Below are 15,624 nucleotides of genomic sequence, written 5' to 3' on the forward strand. Positions count from 1 at the left end.
GCTCAGTCAACCTTCTCGAACAGGGGATACCAGATGCCGTCCTGCTCCTCAAAAAGGACATGGACCCGATCATCAATGTCGACCGTATCGACCGGACAGTTGACGATGTTGGTCGTCAGATAGACCCCCGCCGCATCGTCCAGCCTTACCCGCGCGATGACGAACGGCACCTCCATATCCTTTGCCCAGGCCTGATGGTTCACCGTATAGGTGTCGACCGTGCCGGTGCCGGCTACCGCATGGGGGGCGACATTCTCCGATTGGCAATGACGACAGATTTCGCGTGGCGGATGCGTGAACTGACCGCAATCGCCACATCGGGTGATATGGAGCCGTCCTTCCGCTCCGCCAGTCCAGAAGGCGCGATTATCGCTATCGAGCCGGGGGCGGGAACGCTGCCACGCCATGTCAGTCGGCCCGGATTAGGGTGAGGCTTTCCAGCCCGATCACCGGGGCGGGCTTTGACACGACGGGGCTGAGGGCGGCATGAACCATGATGTTTCCGGTAATCCTGCTTGTTGTTTTGGCCGGTGTCGCCTGCCCGGCGAAGGAACGCAAACGGCTTGGCGCGACGCCGTCGAGATACCGCAGGGACGATTGCCACAAACGCCCGTCCTCTTGCGTATCGTGGCGGCGATTGAGCGCAGAGGCGAGTTGATCGCCATCCCAATCTCCTTTCTAAGGATGGCAAGTATCGCTGGAGAGGCGCCATGAAATCCGCATCGACGGGGCGGCGTGCGCGGACAATGTCCGTTGCCCGGTCGCACCCCTATCCGGGACGAATGATCCGCGCCGAAGAGGATGATGGCGTCATTGACGGGCGAGCGGCGGCCAAAGCCTGAAAAAACTTATTGGAGACCGGGATGAGCGACATGTTGGGCTATAAGGGCAAGCGGGTAATCGTGAGCGGCTGCTTCTCCGGCATGGGGGAAGCAACGGCGAAGTTGCTGCTTGATCTGGGCGCCGAGGTGCATGGTCTCGATTATAAGGACAGCAGCCTGCCGCTCGCCTCCTTCCACAATGTCGACCTGCGCGACCCAGCCTCGATCGACGCGGCCGTGGCGGGCATCGGCGGCAAGGTCGACGCGCTCTTCAACTGCGCGGGCCTGCCGCAGTCCTTCCCGCCCATGGATGTCATTAAGGTGAATTTCATCGGCCTGCGCCACCTGACCGAGCAGGTGCTGCCTCTGATGAGAGCGGGCGGCGCGATCGCGAGCATCGCGTCCACGGGCGGCCTCGGCTGGAGCCGCCGCATTCCCACCAATATGGAATTCGTCACGACCAAAGGTTTCGGCCCGGCCATCGCCTGGTGCGAGGCGAATATGGAAACGGTTCGGGAAGGCTACAGCTTCTCCAAGGAAAATGTGATCGTGTGGACCCAATATATGGGCGCACATCTCATCAAGCAGGGCATCCGTATCAACTGCACCCTGCCCTCGCCCACCCAGACGCCGATGATGGCCGCTTTCGAGGCGACATCGGGCAAGGAGGTGGTGGCCGCCGCCGCTGAACCGATGGGACGTTATTCCACGCCGGAAGAACAGGCCGCCGGCCTGATCCTCATCAACAGCGACCTAGCGAGTATCGTCAACGGTGTCGTCTTCCCGGTCGACGGCGGCTTCATGGGTGGGGTGGCGACAGGTCAGGTCGACCTCAGCGTCATGATGCGCCGCGCCGCGCCTGCGCAATAAGCCGGAGCATCGCGATATGAATTTCGACCTGACCGACGATCAGGAGATGATGCGGGACATGTTCGCCCGTTTCCTGGATGAACAGAGCAGCATGGCGCGCGTGCGCGCTGCGGCCCCGTCCGGCTTCGATCCCACTTTGTGGCAGGGACTGGCCGATCTGGGCGCGCTGTCGATCCGGGTGCCGGAAGAGGCGGGCGGCCTGGGACTGGGCCTGTTCGACGCCGCGCTGTTGATGGAGGAGGCAGGCCGTACGCTGGCCTCCGGTCCGCTGGCGGAAGCTCTGGTCAGTGCGCGCCTTCTGGCGCAACTGGGGGGCGACCACGCTGCCGGCTTGCTGGACCAGGTGATGACGGGCAAGGCCATCGCCAGCCTCGCCTTTGAAGATGTGGCGGTTCAGCCGGTGCAATGGATCGGCGGCGGGCAGGTGGCGCAGGCGGTGATCGCGCGGCGCGGCGCGGACATCATCCTGGTCGAGGTGCCAGAGGAAGCGCGCAGGGTCGAAGAAAATCTGGCGTCCACGCCACTGGCCGAGATCGACCTGGGCGTCCTGCCCCATGTCATGCTGGCAAGGGGAGAAGGCGCGCGGACGATCTTCGCGCAGGGCGTGGAGGAATGGAAGCTGCTGATCGCCGCCGGCCTTGCCGGGATCGGGCGGCAGGCGCTCAAACTCGCGGCTGCCTATGCCTGCGAACGCAAGCAGTTCGACCAGTATATCGGCCAGTTCCAGGGCATTTCCCATCCGCTCGCGGATCTGCTTTGCGACGTCGATGGCGGCAAGCTCCTGGTATGGAAGGCGATCCGCGACCTCGCCGATGGCCAGCCGCAGGCCGGCGCGGCCATATCCATCGCCGCCTGGTGGAATACCGACGCCGCGGCCCGCGCCGTGGCGCAGGCGCTGCACACATTCGGAGGCTATGGCCTCACTACCGAATATGACATCTTCCTCTTCAACCTGCGCGCCAAGGCATGGCCGCTGTTGCTGGGCGACCCCCAGCGCCTGATCGAGGAAGCGGGCCGTCGGCTCTATGGCGGCGAAGACGCCGCGCTGCCGGAGGCGGGCGGCGTGCCGATCGACTTCGATCTTGGACCGGACGCGCGGATCATCACGCAGGAGATCAACGATTTCTTCGCCGCTCACGTCACGCCGGACATGCGCGAGACGTTCCATTATAGCTGGGAAGGCTATAATCCCGCATTGAACCGCAAGCTGGCGGCGCAGAATCTCCTCTATCTGGGGTTGCCGGCCGATGTCGGCGGGCGTGGCTTGTCCGCCTATGAGAAGACGGCGGCAATGGATGCATTCGAAGCGCAGGGATATAATAATCCCGCCGCCAATGTGACCCAGATGGTGGCGCTCATCATCCATCGCTTCGGCAGCGAAGAGTTGAAGAACGCCATATTGCCGGAGATCATGGGTGGCGAGGTGATCTGTTCGCTGGGCTATTCGGAGCCGGGATCGGGTTCCGACGTCTTCGCTGCGCAATGCCGCGCAACGCAGGAGCCGGACGGCAGTTGGCGGATCGACGGCACCAAGATGTTCACCAGTGGCGCCAATCTGGCCACCTATGTCCTGATGCTGTGCCGCACCAACCCGAATGTGCCCAAGCACAAGGGCCTCACCATGTTCATCGTGCCGTTGAAGGCCGATGGGGTCACGATCCAGCCCGTCCACACTTTCCAGGATGAGCGGACCAACATCACTTTCTATGATGGCGTACGCATTGCCGACAGTTGGCGGCTGGGTGATGTCGATGGCGGCGTCCGCACGATGAGCGCCAGTCTGGAACTGGAACATGGCGGAGGCTTTGCGAAATATCAGCGCGCAATGCTGCAAGCCGCGGAAAGCCTGTGTCACGAGATTCAACGCAATGGCCGGTCGTTGGTCGAGGATACCGGCGCTCAGGTCCGTCTGGCGCGGACCACCGCCAATCTTTGGGTGTCGGAGCTTATCACGTACCGGTCGCAATGGGCGATCGCCGAGAAGAAACCCAACCATGCCTATGGCCCCATGGCCAAGATGTTCAGTTCCGAGAAGTTCCAGAGCGACGCGCGCGATCTGCTGGATCTGACGGCCCCATTGTCGCTATCAAAGCGCAGAGGCCCGGCCGCCGAGATCAACCAATTTTATCGCCACGCGCAGGGAGCAACCATTTATGGCGGGACAAGCGAAGTCCATCGCAGCATGATCGCCGAGCGTGCGCTGGGTCTGCCGCGTACGCGCGCCTGAGGATCATGCCATGAGCGAAGCACCGCATCTGTTGACCCAGGAGCAGGACGGCATCCTGATCGTCACGCTCAACCGGCCGGACAAGCTCAACGCCCTGTCCGGCGAAACCATGGCGCTGTTCGAAACCGCCCTGTTGCGCTTTCGCGACACGCCCGACCTGCGGGTCATGCTGGTTCGCGCGACCGGACGCTATTTTTCCGCCGGCGCCGACCTCAAGAGCGGTGATGCGCCAGCCTATCCGCGCACGCCGACCGGCATCCGCGAAAATCACCGCCTCAACCTCCATGGGATGCACCGCATCTATGACGAGATGGAGCATATCGAAAAACCGATCGTCTGCGCCATCCATGCAACCTGCGTTGGCGGCGGGCTGGAAATGGCGCTGTCCTGCGATTTCCGGCTGGCGGCGAAGAACGCGGCCTTTTCCTTTCCCGAAGGGCTGTTCGGTGTATTGCCAGCCTCCAACGGTGTCAGCCGATTGACGCGCATCTGCGGTCCGCATTGGGCGCGGTGGCTCATCATGGGCAACCAGAAGGCCGACGCCGATCGCGCTCTCATCATGGGGCTGGTCCATGACGTACTGCCGGACGAGGAGTTTGATGAGGCGGCGCTCGCCTTCTGCCAGCACCTTACCCGGCAGAATCCTGAACAGATGGGCGCGGCCAAGATCGCCATCGAACTGGCCAATGAGGTCGGTCCCTCCATGGGCCGGCATGTCGAGCGGATGGCGAACAGCGCCTTGATGCTCAACCCCGCGTATCTGGAAGGCATGGAACGCTATGTGAAGGGTGTCGGCGGGAAGAAGACATAGGGATTGCCGCCTTCATCCTCCGCGCGATTACCAAATTGCAGCGCGTTGATCTTCGGCAAGGAACATGGGATCGCCTGGCTTGACGGCAAAAGCGGCATAAAAGGCCGGCAGATGCACAACGATGCCATTCACGCGATAGCGTTCAGGGGGGTGCGGGTTTGTCTTGATGAGTGACAGCATGGCTTCGTCGCGCCGCTTGCCCATATAGCTTTGCGCATAGCCGAGGAAGAAACGCTGCGCGCCGGTCAACCCGTCGATGACCGGCGGCGTACGTCCCTGTAGAGTCCTGAGATAGGCCTGCCAAGCGATGGAAAGGCCCGCCAGGTCCGCGATATTCTCGGACAGCACCAGCCGGCCATCGACATGCTCGCCGGGCAAGGGTTCGAACCCGTCAAACTGCCGCACCAGCAACGCCGTTCGCGCGGCATATCGGACATGATCGGCCGGAGTCCACCAATCGCGCAAATTGCCCGCCGCATCGAACCGGCTGCCACGATTGTCAAAGCCGTGGCTCATTTCATGCCCGATCGTCGCACCCGTCGATCCGTAATTGAAGGCATCATCCGCTTCAGGATCGAACAATGGCGGCTGGAGAATGGCTGCGGGAAAGGCGATTTCATTGGTCTGTGGCGAATAATAGGCGTCGGGCGTCGACACCGTCATCTGCCACTCTTCCCGATCGACGAGCGCCCCGACGCGGCGATGCTGGCGGTCATAGTCGAACTGCTGCGCCCGGAGTATATTGCCGATCAGGTCATCCGGTCGGATGGTCAGGGCGGAATAGTCGCGCCAACCCTTGGGATAGCCGATTTTCACGTTCATGGCGGCCAGTTTGGCGAGGGCCTGCACCTTGGTCGCCGGGTCCATCCAATCGAGCGCCTGAATATGATCGCGATAGGCCGCGAACAAATTATCGACCAGCAGATCGGCATTCGCCTTGGCCTGCGGCGAAAAATAACGCGCGACATAGAGCTTGCCCGTTGCTTCACCGAGCAGGCGGTCGATGAGTTCGCATCCGCGTTTCCAGCGTTCGGCTTGCGCCTTCGTTCCGCGCAGCACGGCTTCATTGAACGCGAAATCCTCCGCTGCAAAACGCGCGGGCAGATAGCGCGCCGTTCCCGCGATGAGCAGGTAACGGAAATAGGCTTTCCAGGTTTCGAGCGGCACCGTCTCGGTCAGCCCGGCAACGCCGGCAAGATAGTCGGGTTGCCGCGCAATAGAGCGCGCCGACGCGGCAGGAGGCAGGCTCGAAGCGGCGAAATAGGCGACCCAATCGAACCGAGGCGCCAATAGATTCAGTTCGGCAAGCAATTTGGGATTATAGGTCTTGTCCGGATCGCGACGATCGACGGGAATCCATTGCAACCGGGCAATCGCAGTTTCCAGCGACAGGATGGCGTCGGCATGGCGCGGTGCGGCCACGTCCCCGGCCAGGGAGAGCATCGCCTCGACATGGGCGCGATATTTTGCGCGCTTATCCACATAAGTGGCCCCATCGCTGAGATAATAATCCTTGCCCGGCAAACCCAGATCATTCTGCGACAGCCACAAGGCATAATGTTGCGCGTCCCGCGCATCCGGCGCGACATAGGTGGAGATCGGCACGATCATCCCGATACGATCCAACCGCCCCATGATCGACGCCAGCTCATGCCTGTTGCTGATCGCATCGATCCGCGCCAGTTCAGGCTGGAGAGGCCTGATACCCGCCCGTTCGATACGGCTTTCATCCATGAAGCTTGCATAGAGCGCCCCTACCTTCCGCGCCTCCGGATCACCTGCGGTGCGCGCCGCTTCGGCAATGGCGCGCAGGCGCGATCGCGACTGGTCGATCATGATCTGCTGCACGCCATAGCTGGATCGGTCGGCCGGGATCGGAACCGTGCGGAGCCAACCGCCATTGGCATAGTCGAACAAATCGGCCCGTGGCGATACCGAAGGGTCCATGTTTTGCAGGATCACACCGCTATGGGATCGCGGCGGTTCCGCAGAGGCGACCATTGCCGATGTCAGAAAAGTCATGCCTATCCAGGCCATGTATGGCTTGCCGAAACGCCTCTTCCCTGCTCGGTTGCGTGAATGCATGGCCGCTCTCCAAATAGTCCGATTCGGACTATCAGAAGTCGAACGAAATGCAAGTCGGGAGGACGGGATTGCTGACGGAACTTGAAGGCGCGATATTGTCGGATATTCTCTATCGTGGCCGCGACACCGCGTTCCGCGTGCGCCGCGCCTTTGCGGATTCGCCCTCGCTCGAATGGAAAGGCAGCGCCGGCGCCGTCTATTCGGCAATCCAGCGCCTGGAGCGTAACGGGCTGGTGCTCGCCATACCCATCGGTGACGCGCGGTCGACGAAACGCCTGTCCGTGACCGATCACGGCCGGACTGCCTTACTCGAATGGGCTTGCGATCCCACCCGCTCCGCCAGCGTCGGCGCCGATCCGTTCCGGCTTCGCGCCGGAATCTGGCTGATGCTGCCCCCCGATCAGCGGCTGGAGGTCATCGCGCGGATCAAGGTGGAAGTGGCAGCGAGCATTACGGCACTGACCGTCTATTCACGCCTGAATGACGCCATCGAACGCGCCAGTGTCGATCTCAGCCTGCGCCTCCAGCATGCACGTCTGGAATGGCTGAGCGCGCTGGCAGAGGAGACGGCTGGGTAGTGACTGAGAGTTGATCTTGCCAGGCGTCAGACGATGACCTTCAACCTTGATAGCCGGGTGGTCAACGATCCGCAGGCCGCGCAGCGCTGACTCATGCAGACCTGACAAGCGGATATGACGCACCCGTCGCCAATCACTACTTGATTGGTTGATAATTCCGTCTACCGTCTCGCCATCGTGATGGACCTTGCTATTCCATATGGACATTCGCGCCTGTTTGCTCGGCTGGAAGCCGGGGGTGATCTCGATCCGGTCGTGTCGCGCGCCCACACAGCCTATCGCAAAACAAAGATATTGAAGGCGAACAGCGCCATCCGCTTTCCATCCGTGGCCAAAACCAATATCGGCGGCGTGAGGCTGCCGGGCGTTCGATTGATGCACGAATGCAGGTTTGCATCAGATGGTGGACATCGCGGTCTGCACTCTGATCTGAAGGGCATATCCGAACGGTTGAAGGAAAGGATCGCCGTCTATAAGGCAGCGAGCCTTGCTCGGCTCCTTCTTCGGACGGGCCTTCAAGCAGAAAAGATGAAGCGCGTCGCGGCGCAGGTGACAGGCATAGCATGATCGAACTACAATCCATATCAAAGCGCTTCCCTGATGGAACGGCGGCGCTCATCGACATCAGCCTGTCGATCCCGCGCGGATCGATCTACGGTATCATCGGTCGGTCCGGTGCCGGCAAATCCACCTTGCTGCGCCTCATCAACGGCCTGGAACGGCCGAGCGCAGGCGAGGTCGTCGTCGATGAGGCACCGCTCTCCACGCTTGATGCCACGGGCCTGCGGCGCCTGCGCCAGCGGATCGGCATGATATTCCAATCCTTCGGCCTGCTGGCCAATCGCAACATCGCCGACAATGTCGCGCTGCCCCTGGAACTGGCGGGCGTACCCAAGGCGGAACGCACGGCGCGCTGCGCCGAGTTGCTTGCTCGCGTGGGGATAGCCGACAAAGCCGACATCTATCCTGCCCACCTGTCCGGTGGACAGCGGCAGCGCGTGGGGATCGCTCGCGCGTTGGCCACCCGGCCGGACATATTATTATGCGACGAGGCGACCAGCGCGCTTGACCCGCAGACAACCCGATCGGTCCTGGCGCTGCTCGCCGACCTTAACCGGGAAATGAACCTGACCATCGTTCTCATCACCCATGAGATGGAGGTGGTACGGGCGATCTGCGACCATGTTGCGGTGCTCGACCAAGCTCGGCTGATTGAAGCGGGACGGGCGGACACCGTCCTGTCGGGATCACGCGAACAGGCGACCCTCGCCCTTTTGGGGGAGGAGCGGTGATGCAGGATGGTTTCTTCCAGAATATCTACTGGCCCGATATCGCCCAGGCTACGCTCGACACCCTGCTGATGCTGGGCTGCTCGTTGCTGCTGACGCTGCTCCTGGGCATACCCCTGGGCGTGCTGCTGTTCCTGACCGATCGAGGGCAGATCAGCGAGAGTCCCATAGCCAACCGGCTGCTGGGGCTGTTCGTCAACATCCTGCGCTCCATTCCCTTCGTCATTCTGCTGATCGTGATGATTCCGCTGACCCTGCTTGTCATAGGCACGTCCCTGGGTGTCTCCGGCGCCATTCCACCCCTCGTCGCGGGCGCCGCCCCTTTCTATGCCCGCCTGGTCGAAACCGCGTTGCGCGATGTTCCGCGCGCTACGATCGAGGCAGCGCAGGCCATGGGCGCAACACGATTACAGATCATCATCAAGGTGCTTCTGCCCGAAGCGCTGTCGGGCCTGCTATCCGGCGCCACCATCACCGCCATTGCCCTCGTCTCCTTCACCGCCATGGCGGGCGTCGTTGGCGCGGGGGGGCTGGGCGATCTGGCAATCCGCTACGGCTATCAACGTTTCCAGGCCGATGTCATGCTGGTGACGGTCGTGCTGTTGGTACTTCTCGTCCAGCTCATTCAATGGTCCGGCGACTGGCTGGCCCGCCGAACCGATCATCGTTAGGATATGTCATGAAGTCGCGTACGCTCCTCCTGTTTTCCGCCCTGCTCCTGGCCGCCTGCAGCGGCAAAGATCAGCAAGCGCAATCCGATCCCGGTACGTTGAGCGTTGCTGCGACCGCCGTGCCCCATGCCGAGATATTGGAGCATGTCAAACCGCTGCTGGAGAAGGAGGGGTTGAAGCTCAATATTCGCGTCTTCAACGATTATGTGCAACCCAATCTCCAGGTTGACCAAGGCAAGATCGACGTCAGCTATTTCGAGACTGGTCCCTATCTCGACGAATATAACAAAGCGCAACATAGCGATCTGCAAAAGATCGCGGGTATTCATATCGAGCCGTTGGGCGCCTATTCGCGCAAGTGGAAGAGTATCGCCGACCTGCCGGTTGGAGCGATCGTCGCCATCCCCAACGAGCCGAGCAATGGCGGGCGCGCCCTGCTGCTGTTGCAGAAGATGGGCCTCATCCAACTGAAGAATCCGGCCAATCCGCTCTCGATTCTGCATGATGTGACAAGCAACCCCAGGAAGATCGTCTTCCGCGAGCTGGAATCGGCCACGCTGCCGCGCACATTGGGCGAAGTGGACCTGGCCCTCATCAATACCAACTATGCGCTCGACGCCAAACTCAACCCGGTGCGCGACGCGCTGGCGATGGAGGATGGCAAGTCGCCCTATGTCAATTTCGTGGTCGGCAAGCCCGGCAGCGAAAAGGATTCGCGCGTTCAGAAGCTCGTCACCGCGCTCAAGAGTGACGACGTAAAGCGCTTCATGGCGGAAAAATATAAGGGCGCGGTACTGCCCGTCTTCTGAGTGCCGCCCGGCCAAAAGTGCGCCTGTACAAGCAAAGCGGGTTACAGGCGCACGGATAGGAGCTTGACTCCCCGGCCATTAAATTCTCTTTCCAGAAAAGAAATGGATAGCGCCCCGATTGGGGCCATGCACCGGCGCTTCCTCTCCGTGGGATGGGTTGCCCGTCGTGCAGCCCGCCATAATGCGAAAGAGTGCGACGTGAAGAGCAAGCAGAAAGAGAAGAAGCCCTCTGCAACCCGCCGGCCCAATGCCGAGCGACGGGAAGAATCCATGACCCTGATCCTCGATCATGCGGAGGCCGAGTTCGCATCGAAGGGCTATAATGGAACCACCCTGGCCAGCGTGGCTGCGATTGCAGGCGTCGACACCGCCCTCATGCGTTATTATTTCGGGGACAAGGAACAGCTCTTTGCCGCCGTCTTCCGTCGGCGAGGACCGCTGGTCAATGCCGCGCGGCTAAGGGCGCTGAACGATTATCGGACGCTTCATGGCAATGACGGTACGTTGGAAGGACTCATCGATGCCTTCGTACGTCCGGGTTTCGAATTCGCCATGCTTGGCGAAGGACATCGCAACTATGCTGCGATCGTCGCCTATGTGAACAGTTCGAAAGGGGCGATGCATTCGCTGATGTCGGAGGTCTTTGACGAGGTTTCCAACGTCCTGATCGACGATATGCAACGCCTGATGCCCGATGTCCCGCGCGAGACGCTATATTGGGGATATCATTTCCTGACGGGCGCCTTCACCTTCTCGCTGGGCCAGACCGGCCGTATCGATCGAATCTCCGACGGAGAAGTTCGGTCGTCCGACTTTGCGGGCATTGTGGATCGCTTGCCGACCTTTGTCGCTGCTGGAATCCGCGCGCTATGCGCCCTTCCTTCCCCCGGAGAGCGGCCGACCAAAGCGCATTGAATATATTTCTTTTCTAAGAAAGAAGTATATTGACTTGAATCGATAGCAGGCAGACATTCGGCGTCAGGAGAAGGACGGGCGACGGTAAAAAGCCGCAGGCCCGCAACTGAAAGGGCGGCGAATGATTCGTGAAATTCTGCTCGCATCGGCATGTCTGGCTGCGCTGAATGCGGAACCGGCTGTCGCACAGGAGGGGCGCGCCCGGGAAACGGCTGACGCCATACCAGAACCCTCGCAGGGCGAAGCGGCAACAGACAGCAACGTCATCGTGGTCACGGGATCGCGCGCGATACGGGACGGGTCTCAGGCACCGACCCCGGTCACGGTGGTCGCGGCCGAAGCGCTGACCAAGGCGCAGCCGGGCCTTATGGGTGAAGCGCTCAACCAGCTTCCCGCCTTTCGCGGTTCCACCCGGCCATCGGGAGGGTTTACCGGTGCGACGGGGCCGGGGACAGGCAGCTATCTGAACCTGCGCAATCTGGGGCCGCAGCGCACCCTGGTGCTGGTGGATGGCCGCCGCGCAGCGCCATCCGCGCGCGATGGTTCGTCTGACATCAATCTGCTGCCGCAGGACCTGATAAAGCGTGTCGACGTCGTTACCGGGGGCGCTTCCGCCGCCTATGGTTCCGATGCCGTGGCAGGGGTGGTGAACTTCGTACTCGACACCCGCTTCACCGGCCTCAAGGCGACGGTGCAATCGGGCATTTCCGATCAGGGCGATGTGCCCACCTACAAGGCCAGCCTGACCGCCGGCCACAGCTTCGCCGATGGTCGCGGACGGATCGTGGCGAGCGCCTCCTATCTCGACGTCGGAGGATTGCAGAGCGTCGCGGATCGGAGCTGGGGGGCACGCGGCACCGGATTCCTCAGCAATCCCGCGGTGCCCGGCCAGCTAATCTTTCGCGATAATCTGCGGGCCTCCACGGCGTCGCCAGGAGGCCTCATATTGAGCGGTCCGCTGGCCATGCGGCAATTTGCACCGGACGGCACGCTGGTGCCCTTTTCACGCGGTTCGCTCCAATCCGGCCTGATCCAGGTGGGCGGCGATGGCGCACAGGTGTTCAGCAACCTGTCCGCCGCCATTCGGACGCAAAGCTATTTCGGTCATGCGGAATTCGACGTCACGCCATCGCTGACACTGTTCGCGCAAGGTAATCTGGCGCTGGCCCGCAATCATTATACTCAGGTCCAGCAGTTCAATCTGGGCGGGTTCAACGGCTTTACCATCTATAGCGGTAATGCCTTCTTGAACCCGGCTGTGCAGCAGACATTGACGGCCACAAATACGCCCGCCTTTGCAATGGGTCGGATGAATTTCGATTTTGGCGACCCGGCCAATGCCACAACCAATGCACGAACAACCGACCTGAAAGCCGGTTTCCGTTTTTCGGGGCCGAAGGACCTGGTGGTCGAAGGCTATTATGGGCACAGCAAGAACCGGACGAAAATCCGCACCGACAATAATGTCGTGCTTGAACGCCTTTATGCAGCGGCGGATGCGGTTCGCGATCCTGGGAGCGGCAATATCGTCTGCCGCGTCACGCTGACCCATCCGGGGCTTTATCCGGGCTGCGTACCCATCAATCTGTTCGGATCGGGTGCGCCGTCACAAGCCGCTATCGATTATGTCGAGGGTACATCCGCCTATCGAACCGACATTAGGCAGGATGTAGCCGACCTGTCGCTTCGCGCCCAGCCCTTCTCGACCTGGGCCGGTCCCGTATCGCTTGCAGCAGGTGGGCAATATCGGCGCATCGAACTGGATCAGGCGTCGGACGATATCGGACCCAGCATCAATGATGCAACAGGCATTCGCGGCTTTCCGGCTGCCTATCAGAACCAGCCAGGCGGCTATCTGCTGACCAATGTCTTTCCGATATCGGGCGGCTATCATCTCTGGGAAATATTCGGGGAGGTCGCCGTGCCGCTGGCGCGCGACATGCCTTTCCTCCACTCGCTCGACCTCAATGCCGCCGTTCGTTACACCAACTACAGTACCAGCGGGGGTGTGACGACTTGGAAGGCCGGATTGGTATGGGAGCCGGTCGGGGGTGTCCGGCTGCGCGGCACCGCCTCGCGCGATATTCGCGCGCCCAATGTGCCGGAACTGTTTGCCGGCACCGTCCAGAACACCGGGTCGGTCATCGAAAACGGCACCACCATACCGATCATTCAGGTGACGCGCGGTAACACGGCCCTGAAACCGGAGCGGGCCAAGACCTATACGGCAGGCGTCATACTCACCCCCGCCTTCCTTCCGGGGCTGACGCTGTCCGCGGACTATTATTCGATCGATCTGTCGGGCGTGATTTCATCGCTCACCCCGCAGATCACCCTCGATCAATGTCTTGCGGGGGCCACCAACCTGTGCGCGAACATCACCCGAAACAGCGCGGGGCAGATTACACGGATCGAATCCCCGACGCTGAACCTCAATCGCCTGAAAAGCACGGGCATCGATTTTGAACTCGGCTATCGGCCCAGCGGCGAACTGTTGGGCGGCGCCATGCAGTTACGGCTGATCGCCAGCTATTTGCAAAAGCAGCGGCAGGACATCAGCAACGGCACATCGACCGATCGCGCCGGAGAAGTCGGCCTGACCGCCAATCCGCGTTGGACCGCCACGGCCAATATCACCTGGAGCCGGGGACCGTTCGAGCTGTTCGTGCAGGAACGTTTCATCAGCGCAGGCAAATATGACGTGACCCGTCAGGAACCGCAAAGGATCGAGGATAACAGCGTGAAGTCCGTTTTCTACACCGATGCGACAGCCTCCTATCGGGTCGATAAACGGTTCCGTCTGTTCTTCACGGTCAACAATCTGTTCGACCGGAACCCACCGCTGGCGCCCAACGGTACGCTTGTGACCTTCGTCCCGACCAATTCCCAGCTTTACGATGTCATCGGCCGCCAATTTACCGCTGGCGTGAACCTCAGCTTCTAACGTCAATCGACCACCGGTTTTCAGGAGATTTTCCTCATGTCCATTCCATCGCTCCTGTCCCGTCGGGCCGCGCTGCTGGCCGGAGCCTTTGCGGTCGCGGGTCTAAGCAGGCCTGGGCTGGCGTTGGGCGCAGCACGCGCAAACCCTGTGCCCCTGCCCTCTGCCGATCAGATCCGGCAGGACTATCAGCAGATGGTCGATTTCGGGCCTCGGCTGCCCGGCAACGCCAATCATGTGAAGTTCGTCGACTGGATGAAACGGGAATTTGTCGCGGCAGGATTGCGGCTCGGCCCATGCGAAAGCTACGCCTATCGGCGCTGGGAACCGAAGCGCTGGAGCCTCGACATCATAGATGGCGACCAGCGTCATGCCGTTCCGACCGTGGCCTATTTCGTCCGGTCGCAGCCGACCGGCCCGCAGGGCGTTACCGGGCCGCTGGTCTATGCCGGTCGCCTGAACCCCGATGGCCCGGCAAGCCTGCCGGATTTCCCGAAGGGCAGCATCCTGCTGTTCGACGCCGAACTGCCCAAAATGCATTTGCGGCAGATCGTGCATCCGCATTTCATTCATGTGCGGGGTGAGACAGACGCCGATGTGCTCGACTCCCTCTACCATCGGCTGTGGACCATGCCGTCCTTTCAGATGGACGATCTGGCCGCGCGCGGCGTGGCGGGCGTGGCGATCATCATCAATGCGTCCTCCGCCATGATCGCGGGCAATTTTTCTCCCCATGCCTCGCCCTACAAGCCGAAAGTGCCTGCCCTGTTTATCGGGCAAGATGCCGGTGATACGCTGCGCGCAGCGGCAAAGGCTGGCCGGGCGGCGCATCTGACACTGGACGCGCAATGGGTGGAGGGCGACGTGCCCCAACTGACTGCTGTCCTGCCGGGCGAGAGCGAGGAGGTCATGATCGTCGACACCCATACGGACGGCCAGAATTTCATCGAGGAAAATGGCTGCATCGCCCTGCTCCAACTGGCGCGGCATTTCGCCAGCCTTCCCGCTGGGCAGCGGCTGCGGCGGAGCATCGTTTTCGCCGGCTGGCCGGGACATATGAGCGGCGACATGCCCGAAGCGCCCGGTTGGGCGCTGGCCCACCCGGACCTGATGAAGCGCGCGGCGGCAGCCTTCACCATTGAACATCTGGGGGCCAGCGAATGGGCGGATGTGCCGGGCAAGGGCTATGCTGCAACCGGACATAATGAATATATGAACTGGCCGGCGACGGCGGGGCCGCTCAACGACTTCGTCATCGACGGCATCAAGCGCCACGACCTGCTGCGCCATGCGGTCGAACAGGGGCCGGGCTACACCACGGGACGGGTGTTCCATAATAGCGGCATCCCCCATGTCGCCTGCATAGCGGGGCCGAACTATCTGCTGGGCATCGTACCCAACGGACATATGGACAAGCTGGATGCCGATCTGGCCTCGCGCCAGACGGCGATGATCGCCGAAATCATCAAGCAAGCCGACCGTACGCCCATGGCGGACCTTAAAGGAAGCGATTCCAGTCTGGGCGCCGACCCCATAGCCGGGACCGACAGCAGCAAGCGAACCCAATGCCAAGCATCCTGATGGCCGTCATGGCCCCGTCATTCCCC

At 61.6% G+C, this 15,624-nt stretch carries 13 protein-coding genes; 11 read left to right on the top strand and 2 right to left on the bottom strand.

Annotated elements, in window-relative coordinates; translation table 11 throughout:
- Positions 1-2: 2 nt before the first annotated feature.
- A complete protein-coding gene (locus MOK15_RS18325) occupies positions 3-407 on the bottom strand; it encodes an OB-fold domain-containing protein (RefSeq protein WP_242933158.1) in 405 nt (134 codons plus the stop codon).
- Positions 408-863: 456 nt separating this feature from the next.
- On the opposite strand from MOK15_RS18325, the gene MOK15_RS18330 reads away from it, so the two are divergent.
- The 3 genes from MOK15_RS18330 to MOK15_RS18340 are packed head-to-tail and all read left to right on the top strand — an operon-like array spanning position 864 to position 4,729.
- The gene (locus MOK15_RS18330; RefSeq protein WP_242933159.1) at positions 864-1,691 is read left to right on the top strand and encodes a coniferyl-alcohol dehydrogenase; all 828 of its coding nucleotides are present in this window, start codon (positions 864-866) and stop codon (positions 1,689-1,691) included.
- A gap of 16 nt (positions 1,692-1,707) precedes the next feature.
- On the top strand, positions 1,708-3,918 hold the full coding sequence (locus MOK15_RS18335) for an acyl-CoA dehydrogenase (RefSeq protein WP_242933160.1): 2,211 nt from the start codon (positions 1,708-1,710) through the stop codon (positions 3,916-3,918).
- A 10-nt stretch (positions 3,919-3,928) separates the two neighbouring features.
- Positions 3,929-4,729: an enoyl-CoA hydratase/isomerase family protein gene (locus MOK15_RS18340; RefSeq protein ID WP_242933161.1), complete on the top strand. Its 801-nt coding sequence runs from the start codon at positions 3,929-3,931 to the stop codon at positions 4,727-4,729.
- Between the two features lie 27 nt (positions 4,730-4,756).
- Here the strand turns inward: MOK15_RS18340 and MOK15_RS18345 are convergent, their stop codons facing one another.
- On the bottom strand, positions 4,757-6,751 hold the full coding sequence (locus MOK15_RS18345; protein ID WP_242933162.1) for a M13 family metallopeptidase: 1,995 nt from the start codon (positions 6,749-6,751) through the stop codon (positions 4,757-4,759).
- Positions 6,752-6,882: 131 nt separating this feature from the next.
- Here MOK15_RS18345 and MOK15_RS18350 point away from each other — a divergent pair, with 131 nt between their 5' ends.
- The 8 genes from MOK15_RS18350 (at position 6,883) to MOK15_RS18385 (ending at position 15,598) form a co-directional block, all read left to right on the top strand.
- Positions 6,883-7,392, top strand: a complete 510-nt coding sequence (locus tag MOK15_RS18350) for a hypothetical protein (RefSeq protein WP_242933163.1) — start codon at positions 6,883-6,885, stop codon at positions 7,390-7,392.
- 144 nt (positions 7,393-7,536) lie between these two features.
- Complete coding sequence (locus MOK15_RS18355; RefSeq protein ID WP_242933164.1) at positions 7,537-7,959, top strand: hypothetical protein; 423 nt, start codon at positions 7,537-7,539, stop codon at positions 7,957-7,959.
- On the top strand, positions 7,956-8,684 hold the full coding sequence (locus tag MOK15_RS18360) for an ATP-binding cassette domain-containing protein (RefSeq protein WP_242933165.1): 729 nt from the start codon (positions 7,956-7,958) through the stop codon (positions 8,682-8,684). Before MOK15_RS18355 ends, MOK15_RS18360 begins: the two co-directional genes overlap by 4 nt.
- Positions 8,684-9,352: a methionine ABC transporter permease gene (locus MOK15_RS18365; RefSeq protein WP_242933166.1), complete on the top strand. Its 669-nt coding sequence runs from the start codon at positions 8,684-8,686 to the stop codon at positions 9,350-9,352. Before MOK15_RS18360 ends, MOK15_RS18365 begins: the two co-directional genes overlap by 1 nt.
- 8 nt (positions 9,353-9,360) lie before the next feature.
- A complete protein-coding gene (locus tag MOK15_RS18370; protein ID WP_242933167.1) occupies positions 9,361-10,161 on the top strand; it encodes a MetQ/NlpA family ABC transporter substrate-binding protein in 801 nt (266 codons plus the stop codon).
- Positions 10,162-10,359: 198 nt separating this feature from the next.
- Entirely contained in the window at positions 10,360-11,076 is a 717-nt protein-coding gene (locus MOK15_RS18375) for a TetR/AcrR family transcriptional regulator (RefSeq protein ID WP_242933168.1), read from the top strand.
- Positions 11,077-11,197: 121 nt separating this feature from the next.
- Positions 11,198-14,020: a TonB-dependent receptor gene (locus tag MOK15_RS18380; protein WP_242933169.1), complete on the top strand. Its 2,823-nt coding sequence runs from the start codon at positions 11,198-11,200 to the stop codon at positions 14,018-14,020.
- A gap of 36 nt (positions 14,021-14,056) precedes the next feature.
- The gene (locus tag MOK15_RS18385; protein ID WP_242933170.1) at positions 14,057-15,598 is read left to right on the top strand and encodes a hypothetical protein; all 1,542 of its coding nucleotides are present in this window, start codon (positions 14,057-14,059) and stop codon (positions 15,596-15,598) included.
- Positions 15,599-15,624: the final 26 nt, after the last annotated feature.

It is taken from the genome of Sphingobium sp. BYY-5 (assembly GCF_022758885.1).
Lineage (GTDB): Bacteria > Pseudomonadota > Alphaproteobacteria > Sphingomonadales > Sphingomonadaceae > Sphingobium.